The 16355-nt window shown below is 37.5% G+C and carries 20 protein-coding genes; all 20 read right to left on the minus strand.

Annotated features, from left to right (window positions below):
- The coding region (locus ADH99_RS03510) for a transposase (RefSeq protein ID WP_049554915.1) at positions 1–497 on the minus strand (497 nt) is incomplete at its 3' end.
- Between the two features lie 70 nt (positions 498–567).
- A complete protein-coding gene (locus ADH99_RS03515; RefSeq protein WP_049554916.1) occupies positions 568–1134 on the minus strand; it encodes a hypothetical protein in 567 nt (188 codons plus the stop codon).
- Between the two features lie 124 nt (positions 1135–1258).
- Positions 1259–2026 (minus strand): hypothetical protein, encoded by a 768-nt coding sequence (locus tag ADH99_RS03520; protein WP_049554917.1) that lies wholly within the window; start codon positions 2024–2026, stop codon positions 1259–1261.
- Positions 2027–2227: 201 nt separating this feature from the next.
- Positions 2228–3856 carry a glycoside hydrolase family 13 protein gene (locus ADH99_RS03525; RefSeq protein WP_049554918.1) on the minus strand — a complete coding sequence of 543 codons (1629 nt, stop codon included), beginning with the start codon at positions 3854–3856 and terminating at the stop codon, positions 2228–2230.
- 147 nt (positions 3857–4003) lie between these two features.
- Positions 4004–4627 carry a YesL family protein gene (locus tag ADH99_RS03530; RefSeq protein WP_049554919.1) on the minus strand — a complete coding sequence of 208 codons (624 nt, stop codon included), beginning with the start codon at positions 4625–4627 and terminating at the stop codon, positions 4004–4006.
- A 7-nt stretch (positions 4628–4634) separates the two neighbouring features.
- Positions 4635–5522 (minus strand): carbohydrate ABC transporter permease, encoded by an 888-nt coding sequence (locus ADH99_RS03535; RefSeq protein ID WP_049554920.1) that lies wholly within the window; start codon positions 5520–5522, stop codon positions 4635–4637.
- Between the two features lie 11 nt (positions 5523–5533).
- The gene (locus ADH99_RS03540) at positions 5534–6466 is read right to left on the minus strand and encodes an ABC transporter permease (RefSeq protein ID WP_371327443.1); all 933 of its coding nucleotides are present in this window, start codon (positions 6464–6466) and stop codon (positions 5534–5536) included.
- Between the two features lie 228 nt (positions 6467–6694).
- On the minus strand, positions 6695–8371 hold the full coding sequence (locus ADH99_RS03545; RefSeq protein WP_049554922.1) for an extracellular solute-binding protein: 1677 nt from the start codon (positions 8369–8371) through the stop codon (positions 6695–6697).
- A 123-nt stretch (positions 8372–8494) separates the two neighbouring features.
- Positions 8495–9496 (minus strand): LacI family DNA-binding transcriptional regulator, encoded by a 1002-nt coding sequence (locus ADH99_RS03550; protein WP_049554923.1) that lies wholly within the window; start codon positions 9494–9496, stop codon positions 8495–8497.
- Between the two features lie 189 nt (positions 9497–9685).
- Entirely contained in the window at positions 9686–10381 is a 696-nt protein-coding gene (locus ADH99_RS03555; RefSeq protein WP_239652339.1) for an LrgB family protein, read from the minus strand.
- Positions 10359–10730: a CidA/LrgA family protein gene (locus ADH99_RS03560; RefSeq protein WP_049554924.1), complete on the minus strand. Its 372-nt coding sequence runs from the start codon at positions 10728–10730 to the stop codon at positions 10359–10361. Before ADH99_RS03560 ends, ADH99_RS03555 begins: the two co-directional genes overlap by 23 nt.
- Before the next feature lie 292 nt (positions 10731–11022).
- Complete coding sequence (lysS, locus tag ADH99_RS03565) at positions 11023–12528, minus strand: lysine--tRNA ligase (protein WP_049554925.1); 1506 nt, start codon at positions 12526–12528, stop codon at positions 11023–11025.
- Between the two features lie 94 nt (positions 12529–12622).
- On the minus strand, positions 12623–13639 hold the full coding sequence (dusB, locus tag ADH99_RS03570) for a tRNA dihydrouridine synthase DusB (protein ID WP_049554926.1): 1017 nt from the start codon (positions 13637–13639) through the stop codon (positions 12623–12625).
- Positions 13640–13977: 338 nt separating this feature from the next.
- Positions 13978–14181 (minus strand): hypothetical protein, encoded by a 204-nt coding sequence (locus ADH99_RS03575; protein ID WP_049554927.1) that lies wholly within the window; start codon positions 14179–14181, stop codon positions 13978–13980.
- 28 nt (positions 14182–14209) lie between these two features.
- Positions 14210–14488 (minus strand): hypothetical protein, encoded by a 279-nt coding sequence (locus ADH99_RS03580; RefSeq protein ID WP_049554928.1) that lies wholly within the window; start codon positions 14486–14488, stop codon positions 14210–14212.
- 18 nt (positions 14489–14506) lie between these two features.
- Positions 14507–14815, minus strand: coding sequence for a hypothetical protein (locus ADH99_RS03585; protein WP_049554929.1), 309 nt, complete (start codon positions 14813–14815; stop codon positions 14507–14509).
- A gap of 169 nt (positions 14816–14984) precedes the next feature.
- Positions 14985–15110: a hypothetical protein gene (locus ADH99_RS10630; protein ID WP_275452437.1), complete on the minus strand. Its 126-nt coding sequence runs from the start codon at positions 15108–15110 to the stop codon at positions 14985–14987.
- 54 nt (positions 15111–15164) lie between these two features.
- Entirely contained in the window at positions 15165–15455 is a 291-nt protein-coding gene (locus ADH99_RS10430) for a hypothetical protein (RefSeq protein ID WP_152903682.1), read from the minus strand.
- Between the two features lie 13 nt (positions 15456–15468).
- Positions 15469–15789, minus strand: coding sequence for a hypothetical protein (locus ADH99_RS03595; RefSeq protein ID WP_049554931.1), 321 nt, complete (start codon positions 15787–15789; stop codon positions 15469–15471).
- A 17-nt stretch (positions 15790–15806) separates the two neighbouring features.
- On the minus strand, positions 15807–16277 hold the full coding sequence (locus ADH99_RS03600; RefSeq protein WP_049554932.1) for a hypothetical protein: 471 nt from the start codon (positions 16275–16277) through the stop codon (positions 15807–15809).
- Positions 16278–16355: the final 78 nt, after the last annotated feature.

Consider the following 16355-nt stretch of genomic DNA (forward strand, 5'->3'; position numbering starts at 1 on the left):
TGTTCTTTTCTCAAGGCTCTCAGTTTTTTTATAACAGCAATTTCAGCCTCTAAATATGCATTTCGTTCACGCAAACGAATTAATTCTTCTCGTTCTGATTCTGAAAGGGTATCTGATACAAGTTTTTTATTCATAACAGGCTCCTTAGATAATGCTTGTCCACTTTTCTCATTCTTTAGACCATTATATCCATAAGTTAGATACTTGTGAACCCAAGAACTTAATAATCCGTGATTAATTCCTGCTGGAAAAGAAACCTCTGTAAGAGTTTTCCCATTTAAAACCTGTAGAACAAATGTCAATTTTTCTTCTTGTGACCATTTTCTCTGCTTTTTAACGCGCTCTAACCCCTTAGGGCCGTGAATTTTTTCAATTTTATCCCATTCTACTATTTTTTTCCGAAAACTACTCTTCATAACTTTTTCAGGCGTTTCGGCCCATATTCCTTGTCGATATAATTCGACACATTTCATTTTGAACTCTGATGAGTAACGCATAATAAATACCCCCTTTACTGGTTTGTCCAGTAAAGGGGGTACATATCAGAAAACCAGCCTCTTTTTCATATTATTCAATATAAAGTGTTTTATCTTTTAAGCGGAATTTTGTATCTGCAGTGATTGTTTCACCCGTTAATACAAGAACATCTTCCCCTTTTTTAGTTTCATCAACTACACGCCATTCGCCATCTTTTTTCACGACTAAAACATTGTAGTTTTGATTACGATCTTGGTCATTCGTTGGAATTACATGAGCATCTGTTACACCTGCTAATTCAACCGCTTGATCCACATCGCTATCTTTCACAATTAAATATTTGCCATCTAATTTAACAATGTTATATCCATCTTCAATTTCTTTATTCATTTCAGCATTTTTTAATTTTTCAATGCCTTTAGCAATGTTTCCAGCCTTTTTCGCAGCATCTTTTAACTGTTCACTAAGTTTATTTTTCGCATCTTCATCTATTTTTTTTGTTGCTTCTTGTACAGCTTTTGCATTTTCAATTTGCTGTTGTTGTGCTCTATTTCTTTCTTGTTTGGCTTCATATCTTCTATAACGACTGTACGCAACACCTACAATCACGATAATCGAAATGATAATTCCTAACCATTTTCTTCCTTTTGATTCCATGTATTCTTCACTCCTAGTAAAATATAATATAAGTATAACATACCTAACTCTTTTAAGTAAATATATTCATTCCACAAAAAAACACTTTGCAAAATACAACTTGCAAAGTGTCATCATGAATTGTTTACTGAGTGGGTTCTGTAGAAATACCACTTGTATCTGGTGTTTGAGGTGTCATCACCTTTGGAATCAAATCTACCGTAAATGTAGTACGGCTATCGCTCCAAGGAACACCATAAACTCTACCTGAGTAAACCCAATCTTGCTTACCTTCTTCAAAGGCTTTTGAAGACTCATCTAGTTTATCTCTCATATACTGGATAGCCTCTTGGTAAGTTTCAAAATCTTTATTACTATTACCTAACGGAATTAAGCGATAAGCTGCAGTCGTCACTTCAGTCGTTTCCGTAGTAGCAACTGTAGACGTAGACGTTACAACATCTCTTTGAACAGTCGTTGGCTCAGTTGAAGTGACCGCGGCGGATTCCTTTGTTTGAGGAAAGGATTTTTCAGTGGTTGGCATCTCCTGACTTGCTGCGACAACCGCCTTTGTTTCTTGATTTGGTATTTCAGGCGCGACTTTCTTTTCCTCAGTGGTTACAGCTTCTGTCGTTGGAGCTTCTACCGTTAATGTGGTCGAAGACTCTTCAGACCTCTTTTGAGCTACTTCTTTTTTTTCTGCTTTCTCGGAATGATTTGGAGAATGTGACGATGTGGCATCTGTCGTTTGCATTTCTACAACTTGAGTTACTTTTGGCAAGGGACTCAAATCTTGAGATAGCGCATATACTCCAGCAAGCATCGCTAAAGATAGGCCTAGCGCTATTCCCAATTGACTCGCAAAGCCTAATGATTTAAAACCTTCTTGTAATTTTGCTAAAAATGCTTTCATCGTCCATCCCCTTTCTCCTTTTATTTTTATTCAAACTATTATACCATATTTTATCATATTTGTAGAATGAAAAAAGTATGATATCACAAAAATCACGATAATTCCAATACTCTTAGGGCTAAATTTTCAAAATTTAACTTTTGAAAAAATTCACATTTTTCCATATACTTTTATGCACTTACATTATATATGAAAGTTGTTTCAATTGCCAGACAATTCCACCACAAAGGCTTGCCACGGAGAAAGCTTATAAGCGTGTAAATCTGTAATCTCATCCTCTGTATTTGCGACTAAAACCTTATCAAATCGGGCATTCACAGTGATTTCTTCCTCAGAATCCGATAAATTCACGACCGTCAACCATCTTTCTTCCCCGAGCGTGCGATAATATGCAAACACATTAGAATGAGTCTCAAGTAGCTCATAATCGCCCCCAACAACGATTGGATGGTCTTTTCTAAGCTGAATCAATTTTTGATACGTATGGAATACAGAGTCTGGATTTTGGAGTTCCGCCTCTACGTTAATCTCTTTGTAATTTGGATTGAGCGCTAGCCAAGGTGTCCCCGTCGTAAATCCACCATTTGCTTCGGCAGTCCACGGAATTGGTCTACGCGCATTGTCTCTGCCTTTTGCATTTAGAGACTCCATAATGGATTCAACGCTAAACCCTCTTTCGATACGATCATGGTACATATTAATCGACTCGATATCATCCAACTCTTCAATGCTAGAAACTGGCGTATTCGTCAATCCCAATTCTTCCCCTTGGTAAATATAAGGCGTCCCTTTCATCATATGTAATAAAATGGCAAAAGCTTTGGCACTGCGAACACGATATTCCTTATCGTTCCCCCAGCGGGACACGATTCTTGGTAAATCATGGTTATCCCAGAACAGAGAGTTCCACCCTTCATCTCCAAGTTCTGTTTGCCATTTTGAAAGAACCGCCTTTAATTCACTTACATCGAGCGGTTTAAGGTCCCATTTTTCTTTACCAGGTTCATTATCTAAGAGCGAATGTTCAAACTGAAAGACCATCGATAATTCATGACGTTCTGGGTTTGAATAGAGTTTCGCGATTTCTGGTGTCGCTCCCCATGTTTCCCCAACGGTCAATAAATCTTTATCTCCAAAGGTCGCTTTATTCATTTCTTGTAGGTATTCATGAAGTTTTGGACCATTTGAAGTAATCCCTTCTAAAGGAATTTTCCCGATTAAATCAATCACGTCCATACGGAATCCACCAACGCCTTTATCAATCCAGAAATTCATCATGTCATAGACTTCACAGCGAACTTTTTCATTTTCCCAATTTAAATCTGGTTGTCTTTGACTAAATAAATGCAAGAAATATTGACCACTTGCTTCATCGTATTTCCATGCACTTCCTAAGAACGTAGACTGCAAATCGGTTGGCGCTCCCCCATCTTCTGCAGGGTCCGCCCACACATAGTAATCACGATACGGATTGTCTTTTCCTTTTCTTGATTCAATAAACCAGTGATGTTCATCAGACGTATGATTCACAACAAGGTCCATCACAATTTTAATGCCACGTTTATCGGCTTCGACGATTAATGCTTCCATATCCGCCATCGTTCCAAACTCGTCCATGATGTCTTCATAGTCAGAAATATCATAACCATTATCGTCATTTGGAGACTTGTAAACTGGAGAGAGCCAAATCGCTCCAATTCCAAGTGAGTGTAAATAATCGAGCTTCTCAATAACCCCTCTTAAATCACCAATCCCATCTCCGTTTGAATCCTTAAAACTACGTGGATAAATTTGATAAACGACGACTTCTTGCCACCAATGTTTTTCCATAATAATCTCTCTTTTCTTATTTTTTAACTAATAACTTTAAAATTATTAGTTTCAGTGCAATCGATTGAATACATTCTCATTTTAATTATACTAAACTTTCTCTTTTGACAGAATACTATTCATTAAGTAATTTTAATTACTCTAGCGCTATGTATTCTGTTCTAATGTTCGACTAACTTTTAACAATTGCTTTGTCCGTTGAATTTGGCAAATGCTGAGAACAAGAAATAGGCTCATATATAATATAAAAATGAAAAAGGTAGTTGATAATCCAGCTATTAAAACTGGGATTAGTAACCAGAATAAAGCAACCGTGTTCTCCAAAGGAAAAGCAATTCCTGTCTTAAAAGATGCTATTAACTGTTGTTTCAAATCCCCTTCATAACGAGCAATCCAATAGTACCCCCACTGAAAAATTTGAATCCAAATGAGGGTTAAAAAGATTGTCCCCATCAAAACAAATAAATTCCCATCTATGTGCATCAAATAATATCCATTGATGCACAAAAGCACAGCTACCATTAATTGAATTATCCAAACTATAGTCCCTTTCTTAAAATTGCTTTTAAAAGCACGGAAAAACACTCTCGTCACGTTCGTATCAGTATACTCAATTAATTGAATAGATACTGTATGTGCAGCTATTTGTGAAGCACCAATTGTTACAACAGGTAAACTAGTTAGCAAAATCATAAAATTAAGCACCAAATAATTCCAGCATTTATTCATCACTCGAAAGAAAACATTATCTAGTTTAAAAAATTCATTCATTTCTCTCTTACTCCTTCACAGCGCCTACAACAATACCTTGAACAAAGTATTTTTGTAAGAATGGATAAATAACTAATAACGGTACGATAGCAACCACAATCTTGGCAGCATTCAAGTTTCTGTTTGAAACGGATAGTAAAGCTTGTAACTGTTGTGTTGACATACCACCCGCTTTTTGCAACGTTTCAGCAATATTTACGGATAATGATTGAATATATGTCATTAAAGGATAATTTTCGACTTTTGTGATATAAATTAAACCTCCAAAGAAGTCATTCCAACTACCGACAATACTGAATAATGATACGGTCGCTAAAGATGGCAATGAAATCGGAATATAAATTCGTGTTAAAATTTGCCAAGGATTAGCCCCATCCAGTAGTGCAGACTCTTCTAATGATTTTGGTACACTTCTGAAGAAGTTCATTACAAGAATAACACTACCAATTGGAACAGCGCCTGGTAAAATAAGTGCCCATACACTATTGATAAGTCCTAAATAACGAACAACTAAATAACTTGGAATCATACCACCACTAAAGAGCATCGCAAACACCATAATATTCATAAAGACTTTCCTTGAACGAAATACCTTCACAGATTTTGATAATGGATATGCCAATGTCACTATCATAAATAAATTAATGATTAGCGCCATTGCAACCCTAAACACACTAATTCCAAACGAACGCCAAAATTGCGCATCATTAATGATTTTTTCATACGCAGCAAACGTAAATTCCTCTGGCCATAACCCAACTTTATTAGACGCTACCGCTTGTGAACTACTAAAGGATAGCGAAATAACATTCATTAATGGGATTAAGCATGATAAAGTCAGTAAGATAACGACAACATAAATGATAAATTGTCTTATTCCAAATTTTTCTTTCATGGTTATCCCTCCTAAAACATAACGCGGTTCGTAACTCTTTCGGAAAGCTTATTCGAACCAAAGATTAAAACTAATCCTACAATCGAACGCACTAATCCGACAGCCGCACCCAAACTATAATCTCGACTAAGTAAACCAATACGGTATATATACGTATCGAGAACATCCCCGCTGGCGTAAACTGGTGGAGAATACAAGTTATATACTTGATCAAACCCTGCACTAAGAATTCCTGGCAACGCAAGAATAGTAATCAAAATGATAAATGGCATCATCCCTGGAATCGTTACATGTCGAACCTTTTGCCACCATGAAGCTCCATCCATCGTAGCTGCTTCATATAATCCTGGATCGATAGAAGTAATCGCAGCTAAAAAGATGATTGAATTATATCCGAACCCTTTCCAAACATCTGTCCAAATAAGCAAATGTGGAAAGACACTATTTTTCCCTAGAAAATTAATTGGTTGCAATCCGATACTCTGCAGTAATTGATTTACTGTTCCATCTAAACTAAAAAGGTTCACTATAACGCTTGCCAAAATTACCCATGATAAGAAATATGGAAGATATACTATGGTTTGCATCGTACGTTTCATCCATTTTAATCGAATTTCATTTAATAAAATGGCAAATGCTATAGGGATGATAGTATTCCAAATAATTTTCCCAATCGCTATAAACATTGTATTAAAAGTTACTTGCCAAATATCTGGTAAATTGAAAATGTATTTAAAGTTATCTAATCCGACAAAAGTTGAATTAAGAAAACCTTTTGCTGGTTTAAAATCTTGGAAGGCCATTACAACCCCAAACATTGGAATATAAGAGAAAATGAAAATGAAGATCATTCCAGGGACAATCATCCCCAAGAAAAGCCATTGGTCCTTAGAAAGCCACGATTTACGTTTCTTTTTCTTATTGTCAGGTTTTGTAGTTGTCATTTCCATATTCAACCCCTCGCTTTCTCATAATTTAATCTAAACAAAAAGCCTGAAACATTCGCTCTGCATCAGCCCTATTTTAAGGAGATTCACTTAAGGAAAAATGACTTCCCCTAAGCGCTCGTCTGCGTATCCTTATTGCTGTATGAGACCGTCTGCTTCGGCTTTTTGTTCAATACCTACTTATTTCAAATAAATATTGGTTATAGTGTTTTCCACTCATTATTTTTATTGTTTATTAACAATTTCTTGCATTTCATTAATGATTGCTGAACCACCTTGTTCATTCCATGTACTTACGTATTTATCAAAATCATCAAGTGATTGTTCGCCAGTCACAAATTTAATAAAGTTTTCTTCTTCTAATTTGCCGATTTGAGCACCATTACGTTCAGTTGCTTTTACTTTTTGAACAATTGAAACAGGTTTGATTTCTTTATAAATTCCTTCATTACGAACCCCACCCATTACATCACGAACTGCTAATAAGCGTGAAGAGTATACTGCAAATTCTGTAGGGTCAGAAGCTTTCGGATTATCTAAATAAGCTTTAATATGCTTAGCATTATTCTTCACTGTGAAGTTATGAATATCATCAATACTAGATTTTCCTTCAGCAGCATTAGAAGCAGTCACTGCATCATCAATTTCACTTAGATTTTTGAACATTTCAATATTCATAGGACGTACTGAACCATCAACTGCTTTTTGAGCATATTGATAAATTTCAGGGAAATCTTGTTCCATATTATTATCATTTGGCACTTCGTCAAAGATTAGATTCAACATCTTAATTAAAGCTTCTGGATGTTCAAATCCTTTTCTTACTACAACAAAGCCACCAGCACCTGGTTTTTGAACACCACTAACTTTTCCATCTTTACCTTCAATAGCATATGGAGTATATAGAGCATCACGATTTGCTGTTCGAGTTTGTACAAGAGTCCAATCTGGGAAATGCCATGGACCAGTAACAATACCAATTTCACCATTGATATTCATCGCATTGATATCATCATAAGTACGTGTACCAACTTGATTATCTAGAATTCCTTCTTTATAAAGCTTGTTCAAATATCCAAGAGCTTCTTTCATTTCTTTAGTATTTGAACCATATTCAATTTTTCCACTATCCGTTGGTAAATAAACTTTAGGATAAGCACCAAAAGCATTCATAATTGGATTAGCTGTATACGCTGTTCCACCGTGGTTATCAGCAGAAAGCCAAGGTGTGAAAGCAAGTCCTTTTGTATTCCCTTTTCCACCAGCATCTTTATCAATAAAAGCTTTGGCAGTCGATTCAAGTTCATCCAATGTAATTGCATGGTTGCCATCTGGATCGAGCTTAATTCCTAATTTATCTAACCAATCTTGACGAATCCATACAAGATTTGGTCCGAAATCATTTCCGACCCCTGGAACTGCCATTAATTGTCCATCAATAGTTGCTGCCTTTAATTGAAAATCATCAAAGGATTTGTAAACTGCTTTAATATTGTCGCTAGCATATTTATTAAAAACATCAGTTAAATCTTCGATAAGGCCATTATTCGCTAATTCTTCTAACTCGTCTCTATCTACCGTCATAATATCTGGTAAATCTCCGGAGGCAATCGCAAGCGCTACTTGGCGATCATAATCATCCCCGTTCGCTTCAAAAGCGCTTTCAATTGTGATGTTAAGTTTATCTTTGATTAAGCGACGATAGGCATTATTTGCATATGAATCTCCTTCTGGTAACTTCGAGTTTGGTTGTGTTTGTTGTCCAATCTTCATTGTGATAGGTTCATTTTCTTTTGCATCATTATTCTTATCGCTAGTCGTGTTATTCCCACAAGCCACTAAAACCATCGGTGCTATTAACGCGAGTGCGGCTCTTACTTTCTTGCTCCAATCATTTTTCATGATTATCATCCTCTCTTGTTTTCATCATTTTCTTAACAAAAAAGTTCTCTATAGCTTTCTAATGGGCAATACATGTCGTTTAGGATTTTTACTTAAACGTTTACGTAATGTTCACAATAACTCCTATAACGTTTTTACAGAAGCTCTTTCAACTAATTCGAACGGTATTATTTCTGAACTGATTTTTTCTTTAGTACCAATCGACAATATTAGACGACTACAGCCCAATTTTCCCATCTTATAAAATGGTTGAGCAATAGTGCTGATTGGTGGTGATGACATGTAAGAAATCTTTGAATTATCATATCCAATTACAGAGATGTCATCAGGTACAGATTTCCCAATTTCGTAACATCTAGAAATAATTCCTAATGCCGTTTCATCACTAACACAGAAAACTGCTGTTATGGGATTTTCTAACTGACTGAATGCATCCATTGCTTTTTTACCCGCATCAAAACTAAAGTCTCCATACTGAATTCTTTGGTTATCTAGTGTTATTCCATGTGATAATAATGCATCTTTATATCCTTGAATCCTTGGAACTCCAGCAATCGGGTCAGTTTTGTTAACCCCAGCTAGAGCAATTTTTGAATGTCCATGCTGGATTAAATATTCAACGGCCGCATAAGATGCTGCATAATCATCAACCTTAATATATGGAATCTGGCTGCCTGCAACTTCTGTGGCAATCAGTAATACCGGTATATTTAAATCGACAATCACATCAATATCATGTTCTTCTAGTGACAAAGAAAAAATGATTACTCCGTCCACACGACGCTCAGACATCATTTCTAAGCTTTCGTGTAGCCTGTTTCCTTCAACACCTGCATGGGTCAAAATAACATTATATCCGTGAACACTTGCCTCGTCTTCAATCCCACTGACAATATCGCCATAATAAGATGTTGCAACATCAGGCATAATGATTCCAATTATCTTAGATGTGTTACTTACGAGACTCCGAGCATTCACGTTACGTCTATATCCAAGTTCCTTAATTGCTTGTTGAACTTTTCTCTCAACTTCAGGGCTGTAACCACCCAAATCGTTTATCACACGCGAAACGGTCGCAATAGAAACACCTGTTGCTTTTGCAATATCTTTTATGGTACTTACCATTAGACTTCCTCCTTTCTTGATATTTATTTTAGTTAAACGTTTACATCCATAGTGTACACCCACATTTATAACTCGTCAATGACCATTTCGGTCAAAATATCTTCTTTTTTGTGAAATTTATATGCTATTTATATCTATTGTCCGTCATACCGGCCAAAATAAAAAGGCCAACCACCGTCAACCTTTCATTTAAATAAATCCTGCAAAAATCTGAGCCCCTACTAAGGTAATAATCCCTGAGATCACGATGGATAACCCACTCATCGCACCTTCGACTTCCCCTAATTGCATGGCACGTGCTGTCCCAATCGCATGAGAAGACGTTCCAATTGCGATTCCTTTTGCGACAGGATGCGTGATACCTGTTACTTTACAGATGATTTCACAGAACATATTTCCTAGAACCCCTGTAAGAATAATCACCGCTACGGTAATCGTCACATATCCACCCGACTCTTGAGATAAGCCCATACCGATGGCTGTGGTAATTGATTTTGGCAATAAAGTTACGTACTCTTCGTGCGTTAATTGGAAAAGCGAAGATAATAGCCAAACGGTGCATAAGCTCGTCAACACCCCTGCAGTAATCCCTGCAAAGATGGCACCTTTATGCTTTTTCAATTGCTCGATTTGTTGATATAACGGAATCGCTAAGCAAACCGTTGCGGGCGTCAATAAATAGCTTAAGTTATCCGCACTCGCATAATAGCTATCATAGTCGATGTTAAAGACATTTAATACGATAATTACAAAAATAATCGCTACAAGTAGCGGATTGAAGATTGGCCATTTGTATCGATCACGTAAAAACACGCCTACTTCAAAGCCGATAATACTAATCACGAGCCCAATTGTTGCTGTATTAAGAACGAGTTGATTCACCATCTTGGACTCCTTTCTCGAGGACGTATTGCGTTACTTTTCCCGAAACAATCATCACGGCAAAAGTCGTAATAATCGTGATGATGGATACTGGCACGATAATACGATGCAATTGATCCCACGATTCGATAATTCCAACAGCAGCTGGAATAAACATTAACGACATAATCTCGATTAAAAACGTTCCTGCTTGATATACTTTTTCAATTTTAACAACACCGGTCATTAATACAGCCATCATTAAGACGAGGCCATAGATGCTTGCCGGAATCGGAAGCGGGATGTAATATTTCATGATTTCACCAATACAGGTCACAATCATGATCCATCCAAACTGTTTAAAATATTTCATTAGATCTCCTTTAGTAAAAAAACACCCCATTCAAGCCGTGCTCGAATCGCGTGCAGGTCTCTTTCGTCTATAACATTCAGTATGGAAAAGCTCTCTCTTCCAACTTTTTTTCATAGTATAATCAAATGTTTAGAAAGTCAACTACAACCCTGTGAACATTTGTTACTTTTAGTGTTCTAAATCTGACCTGTTTACTTGAACCACTTTTCGAAATTATCATATATGGTAATTGCAGTTATACAAAAAAATACCCCGTCTAAGGCAAACCTTAAACGGGGCACTAAGTTTGATATTAGTCTAAGTTTTTCATGGTTGGGAATAATAAGACGTTACGGATTGATTGGCTATTTGTTAGTAACATGACTAAGCGGTCAATTCCGATTCCTACCCCACCCGTTGGAGATAAACCATATTCCAACGCTTGGATGAAGTCTTCATCGTGCGGATGCGCTTCGTCGTTCCCAGCAGATTTTTCTTCTACTTGTTTCATGAAACGTTCACGTTGATCGATTGGGTCTGTTAACTCTGTGAAGCCATTTCCGTACTCTTTTGTACAGATGAAGCATTCGAAACGATCTGTGAAGCGTGGATCTTCATCGTTCTTACGCGCTAATGGAGATACTTCCACTGGATGTCCGTAGATGAAGGTTGGTTGGATTAATGTTTCTTCAACGAATGTTTCGAAGAATTCGTTCACAACATGTCCGAATGTCATTGAATCTTCAACTTTCACGCCTTTTTCTTTCGCGATGGCGCGTGCTTCTTCGTCCGTCATCTGTGGCCAGAAGTCAACACCTGTAACTTCTTTAATCGCATCTACCATATGAATTCTCTTCCATGGGGCTTTTAATTCCACTTCATGTTCGCCATAAGGAACTAATGTTGTTCCTAATACTTTCTTGGCAACATCTGAGATGATTCCTTCTGTTAAATCCATGACATCTTTATAGTCTGTGTAAGCTGTATAGATTTCAATTGAAGTAAATTCAGGGTTGTGAGTGGTGTCGATTCCTTCGTTACGGAACACACGTCCGATTTCGTATACGCGTTCCATACCACCAACGACTAAACGTTTTAAGTGTAACTCTGTAGCAATACGCATGTATAATTCCATGTCTAACGCATTGTGGTGTGTGATAAATGGACGAGCATTTGCCCCACCCGCTAAAGTGTGTAGTACTGGAGTTTCAACTTCTAAGTAATCGCGGTCGTCTAAATAACGACGGATTTCACGGATGATTTTACTACGGGTTACAAAACGGTCGAAACTGTCGCGGTTACTAATTAAGTCTAAGTAACGTTGACGGTATTGTTGTTCTACGTTTGTTAATCCATGATATTTATCAGGAAGTGGGCGAAGTGCTTTTGTTAAATGAACGAATTGTTCTGCTTTAACAGATAACTCACCAGTGTTTGTGACCATGACAGTCCCCACAACACCAACGATGTCTCCTAAGTCTGCTTTTGTGAAGACTTCGTATGCATCATCTCCAACAGCATCTTTACGTACGTAAATTTGGATTTGGCCTTTGCCGTCTTGAATGTGGGCGAAACCAGCTTTCCCTTTTCCACGTTTTGTCATCATGCGTCCAGCAATTTGAACCGTTACAGGCTCTTGTTCACTAAGAGATTCCTTTGTAGCTCCTTCAAATTGGTTGTGGATTTCTTCAGTTGTATTTTTTTGTTTGAATCCAGTACCGAATGGATCGATTCCTTTTTCGCGTAATTGACTCATTTTTTCACGACGAACTTGTAATTGGTCATTTAATGTTTCTTGTGTTTCTACTTCGAAAGACACGTTTGTTCCTCCTTTGAACTGTCCTTGTTCTTCATAACTCTCCTTATTGTACCAAAAGAAGAGGCTTTATTGAAAGTATTTCAAGGCTTTTTGCTTAAATTTCTGCCAAGCGTTGTTTTTGACGTTCTTCACGTTCTAAATGTTCAACCACGAATTGGTCTAATAACGCTTCTACTGTTTGTAAATTCTCAGCTTCGTTGATAGCTACTTTTGTTTTTGAGGCACGTGGCACTCCTTTTAAGTAATAGCCTGCCAGTTTGCGGAATTCTTTCGTTGCGACCGCTTCGCCTTTAAGATTCGCAAGTCGTTGTAAGTGTAATTTCGCAATTTCGATTTTCTCTGGAACAGTATTTTCAGGAAGTAATTCGCCTGTTTCTAAATAATGAACCGTTTGGCGAATCATCCATGGGTTCGCTAAGGCTGCACGTCCAATCATAACGCCGTCTACGCCTGCGATATCAATCATGCGTTTGGCATCTTCCGGGCTACGAACGTCCCCATTTCCGATCAAAGGAATACGCGTTAAGTTCTTCTTCACTTCGCCAAGGATTTCCCAGTCGGCTTTCCCATCATACATTTGAACACGAGTACGACCATGCATCGCAACCGCACTTGCTCCGGCACGTTCTGCAGCCAGCGCATTCTCCACTGCATATAAATGCTCGTGGTCCCATCCTGTACGCATCTTCACCGTCACAGGTTTGTCCACTGCGTCAACTACTGCTGCAACCATTTCGTACACTTTATTTGGGTCTAGTAACCATTTTGCTCCGGCTTCTGCCTTAATCACTTTGTTTACAGGACATCCCATATTGATATCGATAATCGCCGCTTCTGTGTTTGCGGCCACGTATTTCGCCGCTTCAACTAAAGTATCTTTATTTCCGCCCATGATTTGAACGCTGAGTGGATACTCGTTTGGTTCGATATGAAGCATGCTTAATGTTTTCTCATTACGAAATTGAATCCCTTTGTCACTGATCATTTCGCATACCACTAAACTAGCACCAAATTCTTTTACAGTGACACGGAAAGCAGAGTTCGAAATCCCAGCCATCGGGGCCACAACTACACTATTGTCAATTTGAATATCTCCAATTTTAAAACTCATTTTTTTCTCCTTTTTCAATCAGACTTGCATCTTAACAAATCTTCGTTACGTATTTATAGTGATAATCGTAAAGAAGCCACTGATTAACAAGAACATCCCTTACGATTACCACTATCCATCTAAAAACACGAGCTGCATCACCCATAGTGAGTACGACTCGTGCGCTATGTTCACTTATTCTTGCCGGATTATTGTACCATAACCCGCGCCATCTTGCATTTGTTTCCTCTTAAAAAAAGAGTCTCATCGAAAGCAGCAAGTACGTAATGAGGAATCCACCCGTTAAGAGTAACTGCCATCCCGTTTCGTTCACTGTTTTTAGTTTATACGAAATCCAACTAAACAATGAGAAACTGAGAAGGAACCCCACTGCCGCCACTGCTAGAATATACAAAAAGGAGCATTCGACCATCTGGCAAAAAATAGTTTCCCATCGCTAACATCGCAAAGAAAACTAGGACCCATGAAATCCACATCAAGACATTAGCGACTTTATGCATTTTTACTAACCCTGGTTGTTTCTCGAAAAGTCGTGCTTCCATAAATCTCTTCCTCCTAAACCTTTTTTTATCAAAATCTAATTACTCCCGTGAATAACAATAACAAAAAGGTACTCCAAGCGCCTGTGACCAGTAGCTGCCACCAAGTGTCTTTAACCGATTTTTCTTCTATCGCAATTAAAACATACATCAAGAAACTCACAAACGTCATGAGCATGAAAATCGGCATAATGAAGATGGCAATCAATAGCCCTCCTGGAACGCCACGACTGGTCATGAAAATCCATTGTGGCACTAACCCGATCCACATCAAGACTTCTGCGATTTTCTTTGTTTTCTCTAGTTTCATTCAAAACCTCCAACATTATCAAATAGTTTGTTTCTGAATTTGTTTGGCAAGCGATTTTGGAGCTAGCGACAAGAAACAAATGGCAATTCCAAATAAGAACACCACCAACCCAATCACTTCAAAAACGCTATTGAACTGCGATAACACACCGAGCATGAATGAAAAAATAATGACAGAAATACCGACCTTACGAACAGCCTTTGCAATTGCTCTGTAATAATCTTCAATCGTTTCAGGTGTAACCGATGTATATTGCAACTTCACAAGTTCCTGATGCGTTTTTCTCCAATAATTCATCCCCATCCAGAAGGTCCCGCCGATGGTCATCGCTATTTGTTTCCTCTTAAAGAATGATTTTTATTAGAACGAGTACATAGGTGAGGAGAAATCCTCCGGTTAAAGCTAATTACCATCCTGTTTCTGCAAATGATTTTTTCTGAATCGTAATCCACGAAAACAAAAGAAAGCTAATCAAAAAGAGGATCCCCGCAATGATTTATCCCAGCGTCATCACACTTAATTTATTGTTAGAAGTTATCACAAATGAAACCATAAGCAACATTGTAATAAATACGAATCCCCACGCTGTCCACATAAATCCATTAGCCCACTTACGTAACATCCCTATCATCTTCTCATGATTCTATTGTTGGATTATAAAAGATTTTTCCTGTTTTTACCCGAGGGCTTGAGTGTAAAGTAATGCTTCATACCCTAACCACAAGCTCATAATGAGTAGTTGTCCCCACGTATTTTTAAACGATTTTTCTTCATACGAAATGTACAAGAACAATAAAAGACTGAGAATAACGCTTAGAATTAAAAGTGGTAAGACCAATAAAATGAGCCCCATTCCAATTCCCATGCCAACTCTCCTCGTAATAGGGGAAAATAACAGAATCCATTGTGTTAATAACCCAAACCACATCAAGTTATTTGCTGTCTTCTTTAATTTTTCAATTTCCATAATTTTCTTTCCCTTACTTAATAGGTATTGTATTTGACGGTAATTGAATAACGCCGGATACATTTAAAATAACAAAAGTAATCCAGAGAAGAATAACTAGCATTATCCAACCTGTGTGTTTTAATGATTTTTCAGCAATTGAAATCCTTAAAAACTGTAAGAAACTAATGCCTACTAACATCAATCCGATAGGGAACAGGATGAACACGATGAACGCTGCACCATATCCTCCACCATACTCATAATGAGGTAATAAAACCATAATATAAGTAAGCACTTGAGGTGCCATTCCTATCAGAAACAATCTCCAAGCATTTCTTCTCTTCTTATCCATGCATTATCACCTCGATACTATTTTTGACTTTGTTTTAAAATTTGTTTTGCTAGCGATTTAGGGACTAGCGACAACAAACAGGTGACTAACCCAAATAATAAAGTCGCTTCCGCAATAACGAATAAGTCGGGGATAAAGTGTGATGAGATTCCTATTATTAGGGATGCGATTCCGATCGAAATCCCTACTTTAAAAACGGCCTTTGCTTTTATTTGATAATACTCCCCGAGCGATTCAGGCGTTTTTTCTTTGGCCTTGAGGATGGCTACATTCTTTAGAGTTGATTTCCAATAATCTACACTCATTAGAAAAACTCCTCCAAGAGTCCCCAATGAAAAAAGGAGCAGAATACCATTTTCAATAAGACTCTTCCCTTCAAAGTAAGGCATATCTGGATTTTTTTCATGTAAAAATACCATCGTCAGAATCAACCCTATAAAAGAAATCAAAAATATCCATCCTGAACGGTTTCTTTTTTCTTTCTCCATTATAGCCTCCTTTGGTTCAGTATATAGAAAAACGAGCCGAGACCCTAGCCTCGGCTCATTTATTTTAACAATTCTTTA

It is taken from the genome of Granulicatella sp. 572.rep1_STHE (assembly GCF_001073445.1).
GTDB lineage: Bacteria > Bacillota > Bacilli > Lactobacillales > Aerococcaceae > Granulicatella > Granulicatella adiacens.

Excerpts from the sequence above, each read along its gene's own strand:
- ADH99_RS03580 (WP_049554928.1), bottom strand. The coding sequence starts at position 14,488 with ATGAAACTAGAGAAAACAAAGAAAATCGCAGAAGTCTTGATGTGGATC.
- ADH99_RS03595 (WP_049554931.1), bottom strand. The coding sequence starts at position 15,789 with ATGGATAAGAAGAGAAGAAATGCTTGGAGATTGTTTCTGATAGGAATG.
- ADH99_RS03585 (WP_049554929.1), bottom strand. The coding sequence starts at position 14,815 with ATGACCATCGGCGGGACCTTCTGGATGGGGATGAATTATTGGAGAAAA.
- ADH99_RS03515 (WP_049554916.1), bottom strand. The coding sequence starts at position 1,134 with ATGGAATCAAAAGGAAGAAAATGGTTAGGAATTATCATTTCGATTATC.
- ADH99_RS03555 (WP_239652339.1), bottom strand. The coding sequence starts at position 10,381 with ATGGTGAATCAACTCGTTCTTAATACAGCAACAATTGGGCTCGTGATT.
- ADH99_RS03520 (WP_049554917.1), bottom strand. The coding sequence starts at position 2,026 with ATGAAAGCATTTTTAGCAAAATTACAAGAAGGTTTTAAATCATTAGGC.
- dusB (WP_049554926.1), bottom strand. The coding sequence starts at position 13,639 with ATGAGTTTTAAAATTGGAGATATTCAAATTGACAATAGTGTAGTTGTG.
- ADH99_RS03560 (WP_049554924.1), bottom strand. The coding sequence starts at position 10,730 with ATGAAATATTTTAAACAGTTTGGATGGATCATGATTGTGACCTGTATT.
- ADH99_RS03525 (WP_049554918.1), bottom strand. The coding sequence starts at position 3,856 with ATGGAAAAACATTGGTGGCAAGAAGTCGTCGTTTATCAAATTTATCCA.
- ADH99_RS03600 (WP_049554932.1), bottom strand. The coding sequence starts at position 16,277 with ATGGAGAAAGAAAAAAGAAACCGTTCAGGATGGATATTTTTGATTTCT.
- ADH99_RS03575 (WP_049554927.1), bottom strand. The coding sequence starts at position 14,181 with ATGGAAGCACGACTTTTCGAGAAACAACCAGGGTTAGTAAAAATGCAT.
- ADH99_RS03535 (WP_049554920.1), bottom strand. The coding sequence starts at position 5,522 with ATGAAAGAAAAATTTGGAATAAGACAATTTATCATTTATGTTGTCGTT.
- ADH99_RS03550 (WP_049554923.1), bottom strand. The coding sequence starts at position 9,496 with ATGGTAAGTACCATAAAAGATATTGCAAAAGCAACAGGTGTTTCTATT.
- ADH99_RS10630 (WP_275452437.1), bottom strand. The coding sequence starts at position 15,110 with ATGTTACGTAAGTGGGCTAATGGATTTATGTGGACAGCGTGGGGATTC.
- ADH99_RS03545 (WP_049554922.1), bottom strand. The coding sequence starts at position 8,371 with ATGAAAAATGATTGGAGCAAGAAAGTAAGAGCCGCACTCGCGTTAATA.
- ADH99_RS10430 (WP_152903682.1), bottom strand. The coding sequence starts at position 15,455 with ATGGAAATTGAAAAATTAAAGAAGACAGCAAATAACTTGATGTGGTTT.
- ADH99_RS03540 (WP_371327443.1), bottom strand. The coding sequence starts at position 6,466 with ATGACAACTACAAAACCTGACAATAAGAAAAAGAAACGTAAATCGTGG.
- ADH99_RS03530 (WP_049554919.1), bottom strand. The coding sequence starts at position 4,627 with ATGAATGAATTTTTTAAACTAGATAATGTTTTCTTTCGAGTGATGAAT.